The sequence below is a fragment of the Nocardioides panacihumi genome (assembly GCF_039530925.1).
Lineage (GTDB): Bacteria > Actinomycetota > Actinomycetes > Propionibacteriales > Nocardioidaceae > Nocardioides > Nocardioides panacihumi.
Map to the genome: position 1 here is coordinate 998,419 of NZ_BAAAPB010000002.1, position 21,695 is coordinate 1,020,113.

The following is a 21,695-nucleotide window of genomic DNA, read 5'->3' on the forward strand; positions in this document are numbered from 1 at the left end:
GGTCGCCGAGGTCGATCCGACGCGGCCGTCAGTGGTGTCGTTCGGCGCCGCTGGGCTCGGCCTCGTCGTGGATGTGGCGGCGCAGGCCGCGATCGGGGCGGGCCAGGAAGAAGTAGATCGCCCCGACGACGGTGATCACGAACATCACCAGCAAGGTGATCCAGTCGAGGTTGAAGTAGGCCCGTGGCGACGTCAGTCCGGTGGGGAGGACCACGTTGACCAGCATCAGACCGAGGTAGATCAGCGCCGCCCAGGTCACGAGCGTGCCCCAGCGACCGAGCGTGAACCGTCCCTCCGGCACCCACCCGCGGGAGCGGGCGACGGCGGCCGCGACCACCGTCAGCAGGAACGACAGGTAGATGCCGCTGACGCCGAAGGAGACCAGAGCCACCAGCGCGTTGACGCCGCCGGGGTAGGTGATGAACCAGATGTGCTTGTCGTGGGCGGGCGAGGCGAACACGAGCAGCACGAACAGTGCGCTGACCACCGCGCCGGCGATCAGGGCGTTGATCGGCGTACGGAAGCGCGGGTGCACGTGCCGGATCCACGCGGAGCCGGGCAGCGCGTCGTCGCGGGCGTAGGAGAACGCGAGGCGGCTGCCCGCGCCCTGGATCGAGGTGCCGCACGAGAAGAACGCGAAGATGATCATGAGCAGCAGGAAGTCCTGCACCCCGGACGGCAGCTGGGCGAGGATGGACGGTACGCCGCCCGAGACCGCGTCGCCGACGCCCTTGGCGCCGTCGCCGGGGATGGCCAACAGCAGCGCGGCGGTGAGGACGATCGACCCGATGCCACCCCAGATCACGGCCAGCCGCATGGCGCGCGGCACCTGGCGACCGGCGTCCTTCGTCTCCTCGGAGATGTCGCCCGCGGACTCGAAGCCGTAGTAGATGTAGACCGGCGCGAGCACGGCGATCAGGCCCGCTGCCAGCCAGCTGCCGTGGAAGTCGAGGCCGAGCGCGTTCGTCGCGGCGTGCGTCTGGCCCTGCGTCGAGAACAGGTAGCCGAGGCCGTGGTGGAAGCCGTGGATCCCCAGGATGATCGCGATGCCGAAGGTGCCGACGATCTCGACGTACACCCCGAACTGCGCGACGCGGCCCATCACCTGGGCGCCGGTGATGTTCAGGACGGTCTGGATCAGCAGCAGACCCACGGTGATCCAGAGGATGGTGAAGTGGTCGGCGGGGTCGAGGCTCCAACCGAACCAGTTGTGGGTCAGGGCGGCGAAGTAGGCGACCACGCCGGTGTCGACCGCGGCGACAGTGATCAGGAGCGCGAGGCCGTAGAACCAGCCGACGAACCAGCCGTAACCGGGGCCGACGGAGAACTTCGAGTACTGGTACAGCGCGCCCGCGACCGGGTAGTGGCTGGCGAGCTCGCCGAAGACCAGCGCGACCAGCAGCATCCCGATGATCGGGATGAAGTTCAGCCAGATGTACGCCGGCCCGCCGGTGCCGAGGCCGAGCACGAACAGCGAGTAGATGCCCACCATCGGGGAGAGGTAGGTGAAGGCGACCGAGAAGTTGGCGAAGAGTCCGAGGACCCGTCGCAGCTGCGGCTGGTAACCCAGGCTCGCCAGGCGGGCATCGTCTGTGTCGTCCCCGATGCCCGCGTGCGCACCTTGTTCGCTCATGGCCTGCTCTCCTATCTCGCGGCTGGTCAGCCATGTCCGGCCCGAGATGGTCACAGGCTGCACCATGCAGACCCGGTCCGCCAGCAACGACGGCTTTCGCTGTCGCGTGTCGCTGACGAGGACGGACGCGTCAGCTGGCTCGACCGACGGCCGGACCGCGCCGCCGCCGGCCGTGCACGGCCATGACGAGGCCGGCGCCGATCAACGCGAGGCTGATCGGCAGCAGGACCATCCCCGGCCCGCCGAGGTTGGGAAGGAGCACGTCGACGCGCGCACAGCGCAGGAGATCGCTGGCGGCGAGGCTCGACGTCCGGCAGGCCTGCTCAGCACTGGTCTCGGACGCGTCGACGACCTGTCGTCGGCCGAGTGTCGGGCCCGTCGTGAGGAGCTCAGCGTCTCGGCGCACCGCGGCGAGGAGCAGGGGCCGCGCGCTCGGCGGCCGCTCCCGAACGGCTCGCCTGCTGCCGGCCTTGTGCCGCGACGGCCTCGCGGTCGTCGAGGTGCCGGCAGCGCGCGTGGCGCTCCCCGTCCTCGCCTTCTCCCCCGGTTGCGCGCCACCGACGAGCGGCGCCGTGTGCTGCGGCCCCGCGCCCGGTTGGCGGGGCTGGCCCGCAGCCGACCCGGCCGCCTTCTTGACGGTCGGGACGGGGTCGGCCACCGCGCTGGCGACGGGGCTGGGCACCGCGCTGGCGACCGGGCCGGGCACGGCGTGGGTGACGGCATGAGTGACCGGGTCGGTGACGTGGGTGACGGGGTCGGTGATGGGGCCGACCACTCCACCGACCGCGTCGCTCCCGGCGCCGGTCACCGCCCCGACGACCCCTCCGCCGTCCGCCTGCGCCGGCCCGGTCGCCCCCCAGAGGACCGACAGCACCGCGAACACCCCGCCGACCGCCAGTGCCTTGAAGACCCCAGCTGATGCTCGAGCCATGGCGAGCTCCCTCCACGGATGCACACCCACTGCGGAACCTCCGCAGCGTGACAGGGCAACGAGGTCGTCGACCCGGGGGTTACGGCGGAGTGCGACGGCCCTCCCCAAGATTGGGGGCGCAAGATTGGGGCGCAAGATCGGAGGCGCTGGATCGGCCCGCTGGTCCGGAGGCGCTGGACCGGGCGGCGAGCGTCAGTCGAAGTCCGCGTGGATCGTGCGGCGCGACGGGTCCAGCTCCAGGGCTGCTCCGTAGGGCAGGATCCACTGCGGTCGCGTGTGGCCGAAGGGCGGCCCGACGACGATGACGGCCTCCGGGTTGTAGCGCTGCACGATCTCGACCGCCGTGTCGCGCTGGGCATGGCGCCGTTCCCGTCGCTCCGAGGGCGACGGCTGGCACTCGAAGCTCATCGTCGGAGGCCGTGCCACGACCACGGCGGCCACCTCGGAGAGCAGACCGCGCTCTCCGAGCGAGCGCAGGATCCAGCCGAACTCGCGGGCGGGGATCAGGTCCTCGGAGGTCTCCAGCATCAGCACCCCTCCGTGCAGCACGGTGGGGTCGGAGGGGAACCGTCCCGCCGTCAGGATCCACTGCAGGACGTCGATGCAGCCACCCCACGTCCGCCCGCTCACCGCGGTCGCCGGGCCCGCCCATGTCCACGGCTCGGTCGGCTCGCGGGCGCCGTACTCGGTGAGGGCACGCGGATCGCTCCACTCGTGGCCGATGTCCTCCGAGACCCCGGGCTCGGTGATCTCCAGCCGTCCACCGTCGACCAGCGCGGCGCGCAAGGACGCGGCATGGACCTCGTCGACGGCCGGGCCCGGTCCCAGATGGACCTGCGTCGAACCGCCGTAGAAGCCCGCCACGCCGTTGCACCACAGCCAGTTCAGGAGGTTCGTGTTGTCGCTCGTGCCCAGGAACGGCTTGGGGTCGGCACGGACGGCTTCCGCGTCGAGGAGCGGCACGACGGTGATCTGGTCGTCGCCACCGATCGTCGCGATCACGGCCCTGATCTCGGGGTCGGCGAAGGCCGCGTTGAGGTCGTCGGCCCGCTCCCGGGGCGACGCGCCGAGCTTGCGAGTGGTGGGGTACTCGACGGGTTCGAGGCCGGTCACCTCCCGGAGTCGCACCATCGCCTGGTCGTGGACCCGGGGTCCGGCCGCCGGGGCGGCGAAGGACGGGGACAGCACCGCGATCTTCTCGCCGGGCCGCGCCTTGCGAGGGTGGAGGAGCTCCATGGGTCTCACGCTACGACGCGTGTCCGGCGGGGACGTCCGAGGATGCGCGCTCGGGCGATGCACCCAGCCGGTGCACCCCGGAAGCACAGCCGGGAAATGCACCAGGGCCCGGCCGGGGAGGGAGGGTGGCCGGGCCCTGATCGGCCGCATATGTGCGGACCGAGAGACCCGGACATCTAAGGGAGGGAGCAAGTCCCGGGTCTGCTCACCTCAACGAGGGCGAACAGGCCCGGTTACGCCGGCTACGAAGAAATCTCGGAAGTTTTTCCGGCGTCGCTCGGAGCGCTCCGGGAGACGTCGACGACGGGCAGCCTGAGCGCGCCGGGAGCGGCCTCCGGAACCGCCGGGCGGCGCGGCCGGACCGCGGTCACCGGGACGTACGCCGACCCCAGCCGCGGCCGCGGGTCGGGCTCGCCCTTGTTGGGCCAGAACGCCATCGCCCGCTCGGCCTGCGCGGTGATCGTGAGCGACGGGTTGACGCCCAGGTTGGCCGAGATCGCCGACCCGTCGACGACGTGCAGGCCGTCGTACCCGTAGAGGCGCTGGAAGGGGTCGACGACGCCTGTCTCGGACGACTCCCCGATCGCGCAGCCGCCGATGAAGTGCGCCGTCATCGGCACGTTGAACGGCTCGCCGATCGTGCCGCCGGCGTAGCCCTCTCCCGCGTCGTTCGACATCGCCTTGGCCATCAGCCGAGCGCCGTCGTTCGCCGCCGGGATCCACGTCGGGTTCGGCTGGCCGTGGCCCTGCTTCGACGACAGGCGGAATCCGAACGGCGTCCTCTTCGGGAAGACCGTGATCGAGTTGTCGAGCGCCTGCATCACGAGCAGCACGATCATCCGCTCCGACCAGTGCTTGAAGTCGTAGAGCCGACCGATGTTGGACCGCTGCGTCCACATCTCCTTCAGCCAGCGCCGCTTGCGGTTCGGGCCGCCATCGGTCAGCACGGTCTGCAGGAGCGACATGAAGTTCGAGCCCTTGCCGTAGCGGACCGGCTCGAAGTGGGTCGTCTCGTCCGGGTGGATCGACGAGGTGATCGCGACACCCTCGGTGTAGTCGACGCTGAGGTCGGGCGCGAGCGCGCCGAGGATCGCCTCGGAGTTGGTGCGGGTGCGCTCGCCGAGCCGATCGGAGATACGCGGCAGGTCACCGGTCGCCTTGAGCCTGTGGAGCAGCTTCTGGGTGCCGATGGCGGCCGCGCTGAAGACGACCTGGTCGGCCGTGAAGACCTTGGTCGCGCTGTGCCGGCTGCCGGGCCGGCCGGTGAGCCGGCTCAGCTTGGCCTTCGTCCAGCGGGCGTGCACCTCGTAGCCGCCGTCGGGGCGCGGCACGACCCGCGTCACCGTGGTGAGCGGGTGCACCTCGGCGCCGTTCTGCTCGGCGAGGTGGAGGTAGTTCTTGACGAGGGTGTTCTTCGCGTTGTGGCGGCAGCCGACCATGCACTCCCCGCACTGGAGGCAGGTGTTGCGGGCGGGACCTGCGCCACCGAAGTACGGGTCCGCCACCTCCGTGCCCGGCGCGACGCCGTCGGCGCCGAAGAAGACGCCGACCGGCGCCTGGTGGTAGGTGTCGGCGACGCCCAGGTCCTCGGCGACCTGCTTCATCAGTCTGTCGGCGGGCGTGACGTGAGGGTTCTCGACCACGCCGAGCATCCGCTTCGCCTGGTCGTAGTAGGGCGCGAGCTCGGCCTTCCAGTCCGTGATGTGCCCCCAGGACGGGTCGTCGTAGAACGGGTCGAGCGGCTCGTAGAGGGTGTTGGCGTAGACCAGCGAGCCCCCGCCGACGCCGGCGCCCGCCATGATGATGCAGTCCTTCACCATGTCGATCCGCTGGATGCCGTAGCAGCCGAGCGCCGGGTTGAAGAGGAACCTCTTGAGGTCCCACGAGGTCGCGGCGAAGTCGCTGTCCTCCATCCGCGCGCCCGCCTCGAGCACGCCGACCCGGTAGCCCTTCTCGGTGAGCCGCAGCGCGCTGACCGACCCCCCGAAGCCCGAGCCGATGACGAGGACGTCGTAGTGCGTCATGCTCGACCGAGCTTCTTCAGACCCCGCAGGGTGCGGGTCATCATCTTGGCGTAGGCCTCGTCGGACATGCCGAACATGGGGGCGATACGGGCCAGCCGCTGGGTCGCTACGGACTGGGTCTCGGTGTAGCGCAGGATGCCCTCGCGGCCCTGGCGCCGCCCCGTGCCGGAGGAGCGCATGCCACCCATCGGCGCCGCGAGGCTGGCGAACGTCGCCCCGAACGCCTCGTTGATGTTCACGGTGCCGGCCTTGACCTGGCGCGCGACCGCACGGGCCCGCGGACCGTCCTGGCTGTAGATCGAGGCGTTGAGGCCGTACTCCCCCTCGTTGGCGCGCGAGATCGCGTCGGCCTCGTCGTGGAAGCGGTAGAGGCTGACCACGGGGCCGAAGGTCTCGTTGCCGAAACAGGTCATCTCCGGCGTCACGCCCTCGAGGATCGTCGGCTCGAAGAAGTACGGCGCCAGGTCCGGCCTGGCCCTCCCGCCGGTGAGCACACGGGCACCCTTGGCGACCGCGTCCGCGACGTGCGCCTCGGTGGTGTCGACCTGGGCCTGGCTGATGAGCGGCCCCATGTCGATGTCCCACGACAGACCCGCGCCGAGGGACAGCGCCTGGACGCGCGAGACGAAGCGGTCCACGAACCGGTCGTAGATCGCGTCGGCGACGTACATCCGCTCGATCGAGACGCACAGCTGGCCGCCGTTGGAGTAGACCGCACGCACCGCGCCCTCGGCGGCGCGCTCGATGTCGGCGTCGGCCAGGATGAGCATCGGGTTCTTGCCGCCGAGCTCGAGCGAGCAGCCGATGAGCCGCTCGGCGCAGCCCTGGGCGACGAGCTTCCCGGTCGCGGTGGAGCCCGTGAAGCAGATGTAGTCGGCCTTCTCGATCAGGCTGCGGCCGACCTCGGGGCCGGGCCCCGCGACGACCTGCCAGAGGTCCGACGGGAAGCCGGCCTCGTCCAGCAGCCGCGCGGCGAGCAGCGCGCTGAGCATCGTCTGCGCGTCGGGCTTGGAGACCACGGCGTTGCCGGCGGCGATGGCGGCGAGGCCGTCGCACAGCGCCATCGTGAAGGGGTAGTTCCACGGCGAGATGACGCCCACGACTCCCTTGGGGACGTGGTTGATGTCGATGCGGGTGAGCGCTGGGAACACGCCCGGCTTGCGCTCGGTGGAGAGGTGGTCGGACAGGGTCCGGCCGTAGTAGCGCGCGGTCAGCGCGATGTGCAGCGGCTCGTCGAACGCGTGCTTCCGCGCCTTCCCCGACTCCAGCACGATCAGGTCCATGATCTCGTCCTGGCGGTCGAGGACGAGGTCGTGCAGGCGCAGCAGCAGCCGCTGGCGGTGCGCGTACGGCGTCCGCGCCCAACGCTCCTGAGCCCGGCGTGCCCGGGCGAACGCCTCGACGACGTCCTCCTCGCTCGACTGCGGCACGTGCGCGAGCGGCGCCCCGTCGATCGGCGAGCAGACCTCGTGGGTCTCGCCCGAGCTCGCGGCCAGCCGGTCGGTCAGCGCGGAGACGTAGCTGGGCTCGAGGGCGTACGACGCCCCCGCATCGTGCTCGGGGTCTCGCGGACCCTCGACGAGCGGGCGGTTGCCGGGGTTCGAATCGGACATGTCACGAGCGTAGGTGACCGGCGTCTCAGGTTGCTACCCGTTGGTAGGAACTTTTCTGTCACACGTGTCGCAGACATTCGCCGAGTCGGCGCAACCTCGCACATCAGAAGGCACGAGTCGGCGCAACCTCGCACGCCAGAAGGCACGAGTCGGCGCAACCTCGCACGCCAGTTGCGAAGATGCGCCGACTCGGCACCTCACCAGCGCGAAGATGCGCCGACTCGGCACGTCAGGAGCGCGAGGATGCGCCGACTCGGTCAGACGATGTCGGTGACCTGCACCCGCGCCTCGTCCGCCTCCTGGTCGGTCGTCTTCAGCTGGGACTGCCGCTCCGCCTCGACGCGACGCAGGTAGTGCTCGACCTCCTCGCGCTGGGTCTCGGCCGACCAGCCCAGCTCGTCCGCCATCAGCCTGGCCACCGCGGGCGCAGCCGAGACGCCACGGTCGAAGGTCTCGATCGAGATCCGGGTCCGGCGGGTGAGCACGTCGTCGAGGTGGCGCGCGGCCTCGTGCGTGACGGCGTACACGACCTCGGCGGCCAGGTAGTCCTCGGCTCCCTCGAGCGGAGCCCCCAGCACCCGCCGCGAGGCGACCAGGTCGAGGACCTCGTCGATGAGGCCGCCGTACCGCCCGAGCAGGTGGTCGATCCGCGCGACGTGCAGCCCGGAGCGCCGGGCGAGCAGCACCCGCTGGTTTGCGCGGGTCTCGTAGCCGTCCGCCCCGAGCAGCCGCACCTTGTCGGTGATCGACTCGCGCAGACCGACGTTCGTGGTCGCGCGCAGGCTGTGTCCGGCCGCGTCGACGGCGTCCTTCGCCATCACGCGGTACGTCGTCAGCTTCCCGCCCGCGATCATGACGAGGCCCGGCACCGGGGTGACCACGGTGTGCTCGCGGCTGATCTTGCTGGTCGGCTCCGACTCCCCGGCGAGCAGGGGGCGCAGGCCGGCGTACACGCCCTCGACGTCGTCGTGGTCCAGCGGCTCGCGCAGGATGGCGTTGACGTGGGTGAGGATGTAGTCGATGTCGGCCTTGGACGCGGCCGGGTGGGCCTTGTCGAGGTTCCAGTCGGTGTCGGTGGTGCCGATGATCCAGTGCCGCCCCCACGGGATGACGAACAGCACCGAGGTCTCGGTCCGCACGATGAAGCCGGACTCGCTGCGGATCCGGTCGCGCGGCACGACGAGGTGGACGCCCTTCGACGCCTGCACGTGCAGCGCACCACGGCCGCCGACCATCTCCTGGATCTCGTCGGTCCACACCCCGGCGGCGTTGACCACGACACGCGCGCGGACCTCGAGGTCCTGGCCGTGCTCGAGGTCGCGGGCGGTGACGCCGACGACGCGCTCGCCCTCGCGCAGGAAGCCGGTGACGCGCACCCGGGTGGCGACCTGGGCCCCGTGGCGGGCGGCCGTGCGGGCGATCGTGGTGACGAGGCGGGCGTCGTCGACCTGGCAGTCGTAGTACTTGATCGCACCGGTCACCGTCTCGGCCCTGAAGTCCGGGGCGATCCGCGCGACGCCGCGACGGGTCAGGTGGCGGTGACGGGGCAGACCCATCCCGCCGCCCTGGGCGAGGCCGCCGAGGGCGGCCATGCCGTCGTACAGGGTCAGGCCGGCGGCGACGTACGGCCGCTCCCAGCCCTTGTGGGTCAGCGGGTAGAGGAACGGCACCGGCTTGACCAGGTGCGGCGCGAGCCGGTTGAGGAGTAGGCCGCGCTCGGTGAGCGCCTCGCGGACCAGCGCGAAGTCCAGCATCTCGAGGTAGCGCAGACCGCCGTGGATCAGCTTGCTGCTGCGGCTGCTGGTGCCGGACGCGAGGTCGCGCTGCTCGAGCAGACCGGTGGAGAGGCCACGGGTGACGGCGTCGAGGGCGACGCCGGTGCCGACCACGCCACCGCCGACGACGAGCACGTCGAGCTCGGCCTCCCCGGCGGCGCCGGTCATCGCCGCGATCGCGGCATCCCGAGCGAGCGGTCCCAGGGCACCGGGCGGCAGCGAGGGTTGGCTCATGCCGCCAGTGTGTCAGGCGCTCGGAGTCGCGCCGGCTGACGTCGTACGGGGTGGCTGTCCCGACGACCAGGGCGCATGACGTCCGCGGCTCTGAACCGTCGGGACGTCATACGGGGTGGCTGCCCGAGCGACCAGGGCGTATGACGTCCGCGGCTCGGCGGGCCAGCTCGGACTTGGCGAGCGCGTTCTTGTGCACCTCGTCGGGGCCGTCGGCGAAGCGGAGCGTGCGGATGCCGGCGTACGCCGCCGCCAACGGGAAGTCCTGGGACAGACCGCCCGCGCCGTGCACCTGGATGGCCTTGTCGAGGATCCACTGCACCGTCGCGGGGGTGGCGATCTTGATCGCCTGGATCTCGGTGTGAGCCCCGCGGTTGCCGACGGTGTCCATCAGCCAGGCCGTCTTGAGCACCAGCAGCCGGAGCTGCTCGATGCGGACGCGGGACTCCGCGATCCAGTCACGTACGACGCCCTGGTCGGCGATCGGCCGCCCGAACGCGACACGGCCGGACGCCCGGGCGCACATCAGCTCGATGGCCCGCTCGGCCACGCCGATCGACCGCATGCAGTGGTGGATGCGGCCGGGCCCGAGCCGCGCCTGCGCGATCGCGAAGCCGGCACCCTCCTCGCCGATCAGGTTGCCGACCGGCACCCGGACGTCGGTGAAGGACAGCTCGGCGTGGCCGCCGTGGTCGTGGTCGTCGTAGCCGAAGACGTGCATCGCGCGCTTCACCTCGAGGCCGGGAGCGTCGCGCGGGGCGAGGATCATCGACTGCTGGCGGTGCCGGTCGGCAGAGGGGTCGGTCTTCCCCATCACGATGAAGATCCGGCAGTTGGGGTTCATCGCGCCCGTGATCCACCACTTGCGGCCGTTGAGGACGTAGTGGTCGCCGTCGCGGACGATGCTCAGCTCGATGTTGGTGGCGTCGGAGGAGGCCACGTCGGGCTCGGTCATCGCGAACGCCGACCGGATCTCACCGGAGAGCAGCGGTGCGAGCCACTCGTCCTTCTGCGCGTCGGTGCCGAAGGAGTGCAGCACCTCCATGTTCCCGGTGTCGGGCGCGGCGCAGTTCATCGTCGCCGGAGCCAGGAAGCTCCGACCGCTGATCTCGGCGAGCGGTGCGTACTGCAGGTTCGTCAGACCCGCGCCTCCGTCGCCGGGGAGGAAGAGGTTCCACAGCCCGCGGCGGCGCGCCTCGGTCCGGAGCTCGCCCAGCACGGGCGCGGCGTCCCACGCCCACGGATCGCCGGAGGACTCCAGCTGGTCGTGGAAGACCGGCTCGGCAGGCTCGACGTGAGCGTGCATGAAGTCGAGCAGCGTGGCCCGCAGCTCCTCGGTGCGTGCGTCGAACGAGAAGTCCATCTCAATCTTCCTTCAGTGCGGACAGGCCCGCGTCGAGCAGGGGGTTGATCGCGTCGCCGATGGTGTCGAACCCCTCCCCGACCGTCTGGCCGGCCAGGTAGCGGTAGTGGATGCCCTCGAGGATCGCGGCGAGCTTGAACGCGGCCAGCCCGAGGTAGAAGCCGAACCGGCTCAGGTCGCGGTGGCTGGCCGCGTCGTAGCGGGCGAGGATCTCCGACTCGGTCAGGTAGCCGGGCGCGTTGCTGACGTCGCTCACCGTGCCGCCGTCGAATCCGGCCAGCCGCTGGTAGACGAGCGTCAAGGCAAGGTCGGTGAGCGGGTCGCCGAGCGTCGCCATCTCCCAGTCGACCACCGCGTTGATGCGATCGGTCCCGGTGTCGACCAGGGCGTTGTCGAGCCGGAAGTCGCCGTGCACGATCCCAGCGGCACCCTCAGGCGGGATCGAGGCCGCGAGCCGCTCGTGCAGCTCGTCGGCCGCCGGGAGGTCGCGGTGGTGGGACGCGTCCATCTGCTTCTTCCAGCGGGCGACCTGGCGCGCGAGGAAGCCCTCCGGCCGGCCGAAGTCGCCCAACCCGACAGCCGCCGGGTCGACGGCGTGGAGTGCGACGAGCGTGTCCACCAGCCGCTCGGAGACAGCGCGGGTGCGCTCGCGCCCGAGCGCCTCCAGCTCGGCACGACCGCGGTACGGCACACCGTCGACCTTCTCCATCACGTAGAACGGCGCACCGACGACCGCGGTGTCCTCGCACAGTGCGTACGTCGTCGGGACGGGCACGACGGTGTCGCGCAGGGCGGTCATGACACGGTGCTCGCGGACCATGTCGTGTGCGGTCGCCAGGACATGGCCGAGCGGCGGTCGGCGTACGATCCACACGCTCGAGCCGTCCGAGACCTCGTAGGTCAGGTTGGACTTGCCGCCGCTGATGCGCCGAGCGCTCAGTGCGATCTCGCCGGGCGCGACGCCCGGGACGTGGTCGGCGAACCAGTCGCTCAGCCGGGGCAGGTCGAGGCCGGGGACGTCACCCATCGATGGTCTCCTCGGCGAGGCCGGGGACGAGCGGGGCGAGCGCCGCCCGCGTGCCGGCGGGGTCGGTGTGCAGCACGGTCCGCAGCCCGACCGCTCGGGCGCCGACCAGGTTCGGCTCGGCGTCGTCGACGAAGACGGCCTGCTCCGGGGCGACGCCCAGGCGCTGGAGGGCCAGGCGGTAGATCTCCGGCTGCGGCTTGCGCAGGCCCACCTCTCCGGAGATGACGATCCCGTCGAAGGCCTCGGCGATCCGCGCTCGCGGGTAGGTGTTGCCCCAGCTGTTCGAGAGCAGCCCGGTGCGCACCCGCAGCGCGTGCAGGTCGTCGACAAGGTCGAACATCGCCGGCTCGACGCGCATGCCGGCGAAGAGGCGGCCGACGATGCCGTCCGCCACCACGGGGTCGCCGTCGTGGCGTACGAGCTCGGCGGCGAGCAGCGCACCGAACTCCTCCGGGGCGAGCTCCCCGGTCTCGAGACGGTGGACCGGCGTGCCGGGCGGAGCGTCCGAGGACAGCCACGCTTTGAGCGTGCGGCTGAACGAGTCCGGGTCGATACCGTCGGACTCCAGCCAGCCCGCGATCGAGTCCGCGACCGGCGTCGTCAGCACACCCCCGTAGTCGAAGACGACCGCCTCGACACCGGCCCCGGTCACGGCGTGACCACCACTCGGCCGACGGTGGCGCCGTCCGCGAGCCGTTGCACGGCGTCCGCCGCCTCCTCGAGCGGGAGGCGCTCGCTCACCAGCGGTCGCACCAGGCCCTGGTCGGCCGCCTCGGTCAGCGCGCGGTGGCACTCGGCGACGGCGGCGGGGTCCATCGCGTTGTAGAGACCCCAGTGCAGGCCGAGGATCGAGTAGTTCTTGACCAGCGCATGGTTGAGGGCCGCCGACTGGATCTCCCCGCCCGCGAAGCCGACCACGAGGATCCGGCCCTCGAACGCCACGCACTTCGTCGAGCGCTGGTAGGTCTCGCCGCCGACGGGGTCGTAGATCACGTCGGCCCCCCGGCCGCCGGTGTGCTCCTTGACGACCGCCACCCAGTCCCCCGCAGCCCCCACCGCGTGTCGGTCGACGACCACGTCGGCGCCCAGCGCCCGGGCGACCTCGGCCTTCTGCGGCCCGCCGACGACCCCGATCACGGTGGCGCCGGCGGCCTTGCCGAGCTGGACGGCGGCACTTCCGACGCCTCCCGCGGCGGCGTGGACGAGCAGGGTCTCGCCGCTGCGCAGCGCGGCCCGGCGGTGGAGCCCGAACCAGCCCGTCTGGTAGCCGATGTAGAGCGCGGCGGCCTCGGCGTCGTCGAGGGAGGCCGGCGCGGGGAAGGTCGTCGCGACGTCCATGAGGGCCAGCTCCGCGAAGCCGCCGTACGGCAGCACCGCAGCGCCCAGGACACGATCGCCGACGGCGAACCTACCCGCCCCGTCGGCCAGCTCGGCGCCCAGCTCGACGACCTCGCCGCACAGCTCGACGCCGGGAGTGAACGGCAGCTCGGGCCGCACCTGGTAGAGCCCGCGGCACATCAGCGCGTCGGGGAAGTTCGCCGGAGCGGCGAGCACCTTCACCACGAGCTGTCGCGGCCCGGGTCGGGGCTCGTCGACGTCCCCGAGCCGCATCACCGCCGCCGGCTCTCCGAGCTCGCCGACCCGCCATGCCCTCATCGCATGCCCCCTGCCTGTCCGTCGAGGTGCTGCTGCACCCGATTCATCCCGCCCAGCCAGCGGTCGGTGTCGCTGGCACGAGCGGCGTAGTAGGCGCCGACCTCGGGGTGCGGGAGCACCAGGAACCGGTCCCCGTCGAGAGCCTGCCACGCGGCCTCAGCCACCTGCTCAGGCGTCAGCACCGCATCGTGGGCCAGCACCTCCTTGAGCGCGCCGGCCTCCTCGTACATCCTGGTGCGCACACCCTGCGGGCAGATCGCCTGCACGACGACGCCTCGGTGGCGGTAGGTGGCGGAGAGCCACTCGGCGAAGGCGACGGCTCCGTGCTTGGAGACCGAGTACGTCGGGCTGCCCAGCATGGTGAGTAGCCCCGCCGCCGAGGCCGTCACGACGAACCGGCCGGCGCCGCGCGCGACCCAGCCAGGCACGAGCAGCCGGGCGGCCCGGACGTGAGCCATCACGTTGACGTCGAGTGCGGCGGCCCAGTCCTCCTCGGGCGCGTCCAGTCCGTGCCCACGCTCGATCCCGGCGTTGCCGAACCACACGTCGATCGCCTCCAGCTCCACGCGCGCCCGCTCGACCAGGTGTGCGACACCGTCGGGCGAGGCGGCGTCGCCGGCGACGGCGTGCGCACCGATCTCGGCGGCCACGGCCCGCGCGGCCTCGGCGTCGAGGTCGTTGACGACGACCCGAGCCCCCGCGGCGGCCATCCGGTGCGCCAGCGCCCGGCCGATGCCGTTGCCCGCCCCGGTGACGACGACGCCCTTCCCGTGCTGGTCCGGCATCGGCTCAGACGCCCCCCGCCAGCAACAGGCCGCCGTCGACCACGATCGCCTGCCCCGTCATCCACCCGGCGTCGTCGGACAGCAGGAAGGCCACCACCGAGCCGATGTCGTCGGGGACGCCGAGCCGCTTCAACGGGTACGTCGCCGCGACCTGCTCCTCACGCCCCTCGTAGAGCGCGGTGGCGAACTGGGTCTTCACGACGGCCGGCGCGACCGCGTTGACGCGGATGCCGGGGCCGAGCTCGACGGCGAGCTCCTCGGTGAGGTGGACGAGCATCGCCTTCGTCCCGCCGTACATCGCGATGCCGGGCGCCGGACGCAGCCCGGCGACCGACGCGACGTTGACGATCGCACCGCCGTGCTCGCCCATCCAGGCCCGGTGGGCGTGCTGGATCCAGGAGATCGGCGAGAGGCAGTTGACGTCGACCATCTTCCTGGCGGTCGTCAGGTCCAGCCCCATGAGCGGTCCGTACGTCGGGTTGATGCCGGTGTTGTTGACCAGCAGGTCGAGGCTGCCGAAGGTCTCGACGGCCGTCGCGACGGTCTGCGCCTGGTGGTCGACGTCGTCCGCGTGCCCGGCTACGAAGGCGGCGTGCTCGGGGCCGCCGAGCGAGGCGGCCGCCTCCTCGAGCGCGTCGGGCTTGCGGGCGGTGATGACGACGCGCGCACCGTCCTCCACGAGCCGCCGCGCGATCGCGAGGCCGATGCCGCGGCTCGCCCCCGTCACGATCGCCGTCCTGCCCTCGAACCGTCCGGCCAACACGGCCTCCTTCGGTAGTCACCTGACCAAGCGCTTGCTTAGGATGGTCACGATGCCGTACGCCGTACGCCGGGTCAACCCGCCCGCGGCCGCAGGAGGAGGAGCTCATGAGCGTCATCCCGGAGGGCGCCGCCCGAGGCGACCTTGCCCGTGCGCGTCTGCTCGAGGCCGCGGTGGAGGCGTTCGGCGCCAAGGGCTTCCACGGCACGACGACCCGCGACATCGCCGCTGCGGCCGGGATGAGCCCGGCGGCGGTCTACGTGCACCACCGCTCCAAGGAGGAGCTCCTCTACACCGTCTCCCGTGACGGCCACCAGCGCACCCTGGAGCTGGTCGAGGCGGCCGCGTCGGCTCCGGGCACGCCGTCGGAGCGGCTGGCCGCCGTCGCCCGCTCGTTCGGGCGCTACCACGCGGAAGGACACACCTGGGCGCGGATCGTGAACTACGAGCTGACGGCCCTCTCCCCCGACCACCTGGAGGAGATCCGGGGCCTGCGGATCGGGATCGAGCAGGCCGTCCGCGGGACTATCGAGGCGGGCATCGCCTCAGGCGAGTTCGACGTGCCCGACCCCGGCATGGCGACGACGGCCGTCCTGTCGCTGGGCATCGACATCGCCCGCTGGTATCGCGAGGACGGCCGCTGGAGCCCCGCCGACGTCGGCGACCACATGGCCGACCTGGCCCTGCGCATCGTGGGCGCGCGGCCGACCTCCGGGCAGTGACGACCGATGTGGACGTCCACCCGGAACGACCGGATCGGCCGAGGCCACCCGGAAGCGGTCGACGTCAGCCGACGACGACCTCGACCCGCTGGAACTCCTTGACGTCGGTGTAGCCCGTCGTCGCCATGCTGCGCTTGAGAGCGCCGATGAGGTTCATCGTGCCGTCGGCGACGTGACTGGGACCCATCAGGATCTCCTCGAACGAGCCGACCGCCTCGAACTGGACCCGCTGGCCGCGCGGCAGCACCTCGTGGTGCGCCTCGGCGCCCCAGTGGAAGCCGCGGCCGGGCGCGTCCGTGGCCCGAGCGAACGGGCTGCCGACCATGACCGCGTCGGCCCCGCAGGCGATGGCCTTGGAGATGTCGCCGGACTTGCCGATCGACCCGTCGGCGATGACGTGGACGTAGCGGCCGCCGGACTCGTCGAGGTAGTCGCGGCGAGCGGCCGCGACGTCAGCGACGGCGCTGGCCATCGGGACGGCCACGCCGAGGACCGTGCGGGTCGTGTGGGCGGCACCGCCGCCGAAGCCCACGAGCACGCCGGCCGCGCCGGTGCGCATCAGGTGGAGCGCGGCCTGGTGGGTCGCGCAGCCGCCGACGATGACCGGGACGTCGAGCTCGTAGATGAACTCCTTGAGGTTGAGCGGCTCGGCCTGGCTGCTCACGTGCTCGGCCGAGACGGTCGTGCCGCGGATGACGAACAGGTCGACCCCCGCGTCGGTGACGGTCTTGGCGAACTCCTTGGTGCGCTGCGGGCTGAGCGCGCCGGCGACCGTGACGCCCGCGTCGCGGATCTCGCGCAGACGCTCGGTGATCAGCTCGGCCTTGACCGGCTCGGTGTAGATCTCCTGCAGGCGGCGGGTCGCGTCGGCGCCGCGAAGGCCGGCGACCTCGTCGAGGAGCGGCTCCGGGTCGGCGTACCGCGTCCAGATGCCCTCGAGGTTGAGCACGCCGAGGCCGCCGAGCTTGCCGAGCTTGATGGCGGTGGCAGGCGACATCACCGAGTCCATCGGCGCGGCGAGCACCGGCAGCTCGAAGCGGTAGGCGTCGATCTGCCAGTCGACGCTGACCTCCTCGGGGTCGCGCGTCCTCCGGCTCGGGACGATCGCGACGTCGTCGAACGCGTAGGCGCGACGCGCCCGCTTGGCCCGGCCGATCTCGATGTCAGTCACCCGGCGATTCTGTCATTGCCTGCGGGCGGGCGGGGAATCTGCCCGCGTCAGCGGCCGAGCTCGCGCAGCCGGTCGAGCACGCGCCGGTCGCGCTTGGTCGGCCGACCCGCCCCGCGCTCACGTGCGAACACCGGCGCGGCGCGCTCCTCCTTGGGAGGCAGGGCGGGCGTGAGGTCGTCGTACGCCGTCTGGGCCACCGGGGCGCCCACCCGCTTCGCGAGCAGCTGCCGGACGACCACGACGTGCTCGCGGTCGGTGAACACGCGGACCTCGTCGCCGACCTTGACCGGTTGCGACGGCTTCGCGCGCACCCCGTTGATGCGGACGTGCCCCGCCTTCGCGCCGTTGGTGGCCTGGGACCGGCTCTTGTAGAGCCGGACCGACCACACCCAGACGTCGACCCGGACGGCGTCCATCAGCTGCGGTAGTTGGGCGCTTCCGCGGTCATCTGCACGTCGTGCGGGTGGCTCTCCTTGAGGCTCGCGGAGGTGATCCGCATGAAGCGGCCCTTCTCCTGGAGCTCGGGGATGGTGCGCGCGCCGACGTAGAACATGGTCTGGTGCAGGCCGCCGACGAGCTGGTGGGCGACGGTCGCGAGCGAGCCCTTGTAGGGCACCTGGCCCTCGATGCCCTCCGGCACGATCATGTCGTCGCTGGTGACCTCGGCCTGGAAGTAGCGGTCCTTGGAGTAGGACTTCTTGCCGCGGCTCGACATGGCGCCCATCGAGCCCATGCCGCGGTAGGCCTTGTACTGCTTGCCGTTGAGCAGGATGAGGTCGCCCGGCGTCTCCTCGGTGCCGGCCAGCATCGAGCCGAGCATCACGGTGTCGGCACCGGCGACGATCGCCTTGCCGATCTCGCCGGAGTAGCGCAGTCCGCCGTCGGCGATGACCGGCACGCCGGCCGGCTTGCACGCGAGGCTGGCCTCGTAGACCGCCGACACCTGCGGCACGCCGACGCCGGTGACGACCCGCGTCGTGCAGATCGAGCCCGGACCCACGCCGACCTTGACCGCGTCCGCGCCGGCGTCGACGAAGCTCTGCGCGCCGTCGCGGGTCGCGACGTTGCCGCCGATCACCTGGACGTGCCTGGTCGCCGGGTCGGTCTTGAGCCGCTTGACCATGTCGATGAGCATCCGCACGTTGCCGTGCGCGGTGTCGGCGACGAGGACGTCGACACCGGCGTCGATGAGGGTCGTGGCGCGCTCCCACGCGTCGCCGAAGTAGCCGATCGCCGCACCGACGAGGAGACGGCCCTGGGCGTCGTACGACGCGTCGGGGAACTGCTCCCCCTTGACGAAGTCCTTGACCGTGATGAGTCCGGTGAGCCTGCCGTCGGCGTCGACCAGCGGAAGACGCTCGCGCTTGTGGCGGCGCAGGAGCGAGGTGGCGTCCTCGCGGGAGATGTCGGAGGGGCCGGTGATCAGCGGCATCGGCGTCATCACCTCGTCGACCTTGGTGGTCGCCCACTCCGCGACGGGGGTGAACCTCAGGTCGCGGTTGGTGATCATGCCGATGAGGCGGTTGTCGAGGTCGACGACCGGGAAGCCGGAGATGCGGTACTCACCGGCGAGCCGGTCGAGCTGCTCGAGCGTCGCGTCGGGGCCGATCGTGACCGGGTTGGAGATGATCCCGGTCTGGGTGCGCTTGACGAGGTCGACCTGGTAGGCCTGGTCCCCGATCGAGAGGTTGCGGTGGAGCACACCGATGCCACCTTGGCGCGCCATCGCGATCGCCATGCGCGCCTCGGTGACCGTGTCCATCGCCGCCGAGATCAGCGGGGTCTTGAGGGAGAGCTCGCGGGTCAGCCGACTCGTGGTGTCGATGTCGGTGGGCGCGAGATCGGAGTAGCCCGGCAACAGCAGGACGTCGTCGTAGGTGAGGCCCAGGGTCGCGAACTTCTCGGGGATCTCCATGACGAAATGTTACGGCCGTTGCGCCCGACTCCCCGAATCGGCGGATCTCAGCGCGCCAGCGGCCTGAGCCCGCCCACCGGCACACGCACGGTGAGCTCGTCGGCGGCCATCCGGATCCGGCCGCGCAGCCCCGCGCCGAGCACCATGGGCAGCACGGCCTGGTTGTCGGAGCCGGTGGTCAGCAGGATCTCGTCGGCGTCGAGCGACTGGGCGATCCGGGCCGCGTCCAGGAGCAGTCGGGTCCCGATGCCGCGCCGCTGCCAGGCCGGGTCGACGGCGAGGTCGACCGGGCGCAGCGTAGCGCCGTCGTCATGGGTCACGGCCTCCCCGACGGTCGCGGTGCCGACGACCACGCCGTCGACGTACGCCGAGACGGCGTCGGGCTCCACGACGTACTCCGGTGTCGCGCCCGTCCCGAGCCGCCTGCCACCGCCCGTCGTCGCGGGCGGCGCGGCCTGCGTGCGGCTGAGCACGTCGTTGACGAGCGCCGCCATCGCGGTGCCGCGGGCGCGCTCGGTCTCGGTGAACGGCGCCGTGCGGTGCACTTGCACCTGGACGTCGCCGACCTCCATCTCCATGGTGTCGTGGACGACGTCGGGGTCGGTCGGCTCGGCCTCGGCGTCGAACAGCCGGGCGACGACCTCCGGGAACGACATCGGCCGTTCGAGGATGGCGCGCGCGGCCGTGACGTAGCGCGTGGGCTGGTCGTCGAGGGCTGCCTCGGTGCTCGCCTGCGTGACGACGTCGGTGCCGCCGGCGTCCGCGACGAGCGCGGTGACCTGCTCGGCCGTCCAGGCGTCGTCGGTGCTCAGCACCATCTCGTCGGTGACATCGTCGAGCCCCGGGAAGATCTGGAGACCGAGGATGTTGACCCCCGCCTCGCCGCACCGCTGCGCGAGCATGGCCAGGGTGCCGGGCTTGTCGGGCAGGGTCGCGCGCACTCTCCACAGCATGGCCACAGTCTGCCGGAATCCACGTTGCGCCCGTGTTTCCGCCGAGTCGGCGCATCCTCGCACCCCAGAAACGCCGAGTCGGCGCATCCTCGCAGCGTTGAAACGCCGAGTCGGCGCATCCTCGCAGCGTTGACTGCGAAGATGCGCCGACTCGAGCCTCTCAGCGCGTCAGGACGCGCCGACTCGGGCTGTCAGTGACCGTGTCCGTGGCCGTGACCGGCCGCGGGAGCGGGGTCCTCCTCCGCGGGCTTCTCGACAACCAGCGTCTCGGTCGTGAGCAGCATGCCCGCGATCGAGGTGGCGTTGACGAGCGCCGAGCGGGTGACCTTGACCGGGTCGATGACGCCCTGGGCGACCAGGTCGCCGTACTCACCCGTGGCGGCGTTGTAGCCCTTGCCGACACCGAGCTCGCGCACCTTGGTGGTGATGACGTAGCCGTTGTCGCCACCGTTCTCGGCGATCCAGCGCAGCGGCTCGTCGGCGGCCTTGCGCACGATGCGCACGCCCGCCGCCTCGTCGCCGGTCAGACCGAGGTCCTTCTCCAGCACCGAGACGGCGTGGATGAGCGCGGAGCCACCACCGGGGACGATGCCCTCCTCGATGGCCGCGCGGGTCGCGGAGACAGCGTCCTCGATGCGGTGCTTCTTCTCCTTGAGCTCCACCTCGGTGTGGGCGCCGACCTTGATGACGCAGACCCCGCCGGCGAGCTTGGCGAGGCGCTCCTGGAGCTTCTCGCGGTCCCAGTCGGAGTCGGTGTTCTCGATCTCGGCCTTGACCTGGTTGACGCGGCCCTCGACCTCGGCGGGGTCGCCCGCGCCGTCGACGATGGTCGTGTTGTCCTTGGTGATGACGACGCGACGCGCCTGGCCGAGCACCTCGAGGCCGACCTGGTCGAGCTTGAGACCGACCTCGGGGGCGATGACCTGACCGCCGGTCAGGGTCGCGATGTCCTGCATCATCGCCTTGCGGCGGTCGCCGAAGGCCGGGCTCTTCACCGCGACGGCGTTGAACGTGCCGCGGATCTTGTTGACGACCAGGGTCGAGAGCGCCTCACCGTCGACGTCCTCAGCGAGGATGAAGAGCGGCTTGCCGGACTGGATGACCTTCTCGAGCAGCGGGAGCAGGTCCTGGACCGCGGAGATCTTGCCCTGGTGCAGCAGGATGTACGGGTCGTCGAGGACGGCCTCCATGCGCTCCGGGTCCGTCACGAAGTACGCCGAGATGTAGCCCTTGTCGAACTGCATGCCCTCGGTGAACTCGAGCTCGGTGCCCGTGGTGTTGGACTCCTCGACGGTGATGACACCGTCCTTGCCGACCTTGTCGAACGCGTCGGCGAGGAGCTCGCCGATGTGGCTGTCGCGGCTGGAGATGGTCGCGACCGCGGCCATGTCCTCCTTGCTGTCCACGTCGCGAGCGGCGGCGTGCAGCGCGTCGCTGACGGCGCTCGCGGCGGCGTCCATGCCGCGCTTGAGGCCCATCGGGTTGGCGCCGGCGGCAACCGCGCGGAGGCCCTCGTGGACCATCGCCTGGGCGAGCACGGTCGCGGTGGTGGTGCCGTCACCGGCGACGTCGTTGGTCTTGGTGGCGACCTCCTTCGTCAGCTGGGCGCCCAGGTTCTCGAACGGGTCGTCCAGCTCGATCTCACGAGCGACGGTCACACCGTCGTTGGTGATGGTCGGGGCGCCCCACTTCTTGTCGAGGACGACGTAGCGGCCCTTGGGGCCGAGGGTCACCTTGACGGCGTTGGCGAGGGCGTCGACGCCACGCTCGAGCGCGCGGCGAGCACCCTCGTCGAACTCCAGGATCTTCGGCATGACTCTCCTTTGAGATCAGGTTGGGACGGACAGGCAGCGCGGGACGTCATACGCGATGCGCCCTAGGGCGACCGAGGCGTATGACG

General features: G+C 71.4%; 18 protein-coding genes. 1 reads left to right on the top strand and 17 read right to left on the bottom strand.

The genetic code is table 11. The annotated features are described in order from the left end of the window. Positions 1–28: 28 nt before the first annotated feature. The 12 genes from ABD205_RS14020 to ABD205_RS14075 form a co-directional block, all read right to left on the bottom strand. Positions 29–1,633, bottom strand: coding sequence for an APC family permease (locus tag ABD205_RS14020; RefSeq protein WP_344045653.1), 1,605 nt, complete (start codon positions 1,631–1,633; stop codon positions 29–31). 130 nt (positions 1,634–1,763) lie between these two features. After that, a complete protein-coding gene (locus ABD205_RS14025; RefSeq protein WP_344045655.1) occupies positions 1,764–2,564 on the bottom strand; it encodes a hypothetical protein in 801 nt (266 codons plus the stop codon). 192 nt (positions 2,565–2,756) lie between these two features. Continuing rightward, entirely contained in the window at positions 2,757–3,800 is a 1,044-nt protein-coding gene (locus ABD205_RS14030) for a S66 family peptidase (protein ID WP_344045656.1), read from the bottom strand. 242 nt (positions 3,801–4,042) lie between these two features. Then, on the bottom strand, positions 4,043–5,824 hold the full coding sequence (locus tag ABD205_RS14035) for a GMC oxidoreductase (protein ID WP_344045658.1): 1,782 nt from the start codon (positions 5,822–5,824) through the stop codon (positions 4,043–4,045). Next, positions 5,821–7,437, bottom strand: a complete 1,617-nt coding sequence (locus ABD205_RS14040) for a succinic semialdehyde dehydrogenase (RefSeq protein WP_344045660.1) — start codon at positions 7,435–7,437, stop codon at positions 5,821–5,823. The genes ABD205_RS14035 and ABD205_RS14040 overlap by 4 nt, the downstream gene beginning before the upstream one ends. Before the next feature lie 257 nt (positions 7,438–7,694). Beyond that, positions 7,695–9,446 carry a glycerol-3-phosphate dehydrogenase/oxidase gene (locus ABD205_RS14045; protein ID WP_344045662.1) on the bottom strand — a complete coding sequence of 584 codons (1,752 nt, stop codon included), beginning with the start codon at positions 9,444–9,446 and terminating at the stop codon, positions 7,695–7,697. A gap of 106 nt (positions 9,447–9,552) precedes the next feature. Then, positions 9,553–10,806, bottom strand: a complete 1,254-nt coding sequence (locus ABD205_RS14050) for an acyl-CoA dehydrogenase family protein (protein WP_344045664.1) — start codon at positions 10,804–10,806, stop codon at positions 9,553–9,555. A gap of 1 nt (position 10,807) precedes the next feature. Then, positions 10,808–11,833, bottom strand: a complete 1,026-nt coding sequence (locus tag ABD205_RS14055) for a phosphotransferase family protein (RefSeq protein ID WP_344045666.1) — start codon at positions 11,831–11,833, stop codon at positions 10,808–10,810. Continuing rightward, the gene (locus ABD205_RS14060) at positions 11,826–12,485 is read right to left on the bottom strand and encodes an HAD family hydrolase (protein WP_344045668.1); all 660 of its coding nucleotides are present in this window, start codon (positions 12,483–12,485) and stop codon (positions 11,826–11,828) included. Before ABD205_RS14060 ends, ABD205_RS14055 begins: the two co-directional genes overlap by 8 nt. Then, the gene (locus ABD205_RS14065; RefSeq protein ID WP_344045670.1) at positions 12,482–13,489 is read right to left on the bottom strand and encodes an NADPH:quinone oxidoreductase family protein; all 1,008 of its coding nucleotides are present in this window, start codon (positions 13,487–13,489) and stop codon (positions 12,482–12,484) included. The genes ABD205_RS14060 and ABD205_RS14065 overlap by 4 nt, the downstream gene beginning before the upstream one ends. Then, positions 13,486–14,274, bottom strand: a complete 789-nt coding sequence (locus ABD205_RS14070) for an SDR family NAD(P)-dependent oxidoreductase (protein WP_344045672.1) — start codon at positions 14,272–14,274, stop codon at positions 13,486–13,488. The genes ABD205_RS14065 and ABD205_RS14070 overlap by 4 nt, the downstream gene beginning before the upstream one ends. Before the next feature lie 4 nt (positions 14,275–14,278). Continuing rightward, positions 14,279–15,037: an SDR family oxidoreductase gene (locus tag ABD205_RS14075; protein WP_344045674.1), complete on the bottom strand. Its 759-nt coding sequence runs from the start codon at positions 15,035–15,037 to the stop codon at positions 14,279–14,281. A 104-nt stretch (positions 15,038–15,141) separates the two neighbouring features. Between ABD205_RS14075 and ABD205_RS14080 the strand changes: the two genes are divergently transcribed. Then, positions 15,142–15,756, top strand: a complete 615-nt coding sequence (locus ABD205_RS14080; protein ID WP_344045676.1) for a TetR-type transcription factor C-terminal domain-containing protein — start codon at positions 15,142–15,144, stop codon at positions 15,754–15,756. A gap of 64 nt (positions 15,757–15,820) precedes the next feature. Here ABD205_RS14080 and ABD205_RS14085 read toward each other — a convergent pair whose 3' ends face one another. From ABD205_RS14085 to groL, 5 genes are all read right to left on the bottom strand, one after another. Then, positions 15,821–16,927, bottom strand: coding sequence for a GuaB3 family IMP dehydrogenase-related protein (locus ABD205_RS14085; RefSeq protein WP_344045678.1), 1,107 nt, complete (start codon positions 16,925–16,927; stop codon positions 15,821–15,823). 47 nt (positions 16,928–16,974) lie between these two features. Continuing rightward, positions 16,975–17,343 carry an RNA-binding S4 domain-containing protein gene (locus tag ABD205_RS14090; protein ID WP_344045680.1) on the bottom strand — a complete coding sequence of 123 codons (369 nt, stop codon included), beginning with the start codon at positions 17,341–17,343 and terminating at the stop codon, positions 16,975–16,977. Further along, the gene (guaB, locus tag ABD205_RS14095; protein ID WP_344045682.1) at positions 17,343–18,842 is read right to left on the bottom strand and encodes an IMP dehydrogenase; all 1,500 of its coding nucleotides are present in this window, start codon (positions 18,840–18,842) and stop codon (positions 17,343–17,345) included. Before guaB ends, ABD205_RS14090 begins: the two co-directional genes overlap by 1 nt. A 47-nt stretch (positions 18,843–18,889) precedes the next feature. Beyond that, on the bottom strand, positions 18,890–19,795 hold the full coding sequence (locus ABD205_RS14100) for a GNAT family N-acetyltransferase (protein ID WP_344045684.1): 906 nt from the start codon (positions 19,793–19,795) through the stop codon (positions 18,890–18,892). Between the two features lie 191 nt (positions 19,796–19,986). Next, positions 19,987–21,609: a chaperonin GroEL gene (gene groL, locus ABD205_RS14105; protein ID WP_344045686.1), complete on the bottom strand. Its 1,623-nt coding sequence runs from the start codon at positions 21,607–21,609 to the stop codon at positions 19,987–19,989. Between the last annotated feature and the right edge of the window lie 86 nt (positions 21,610–21,695).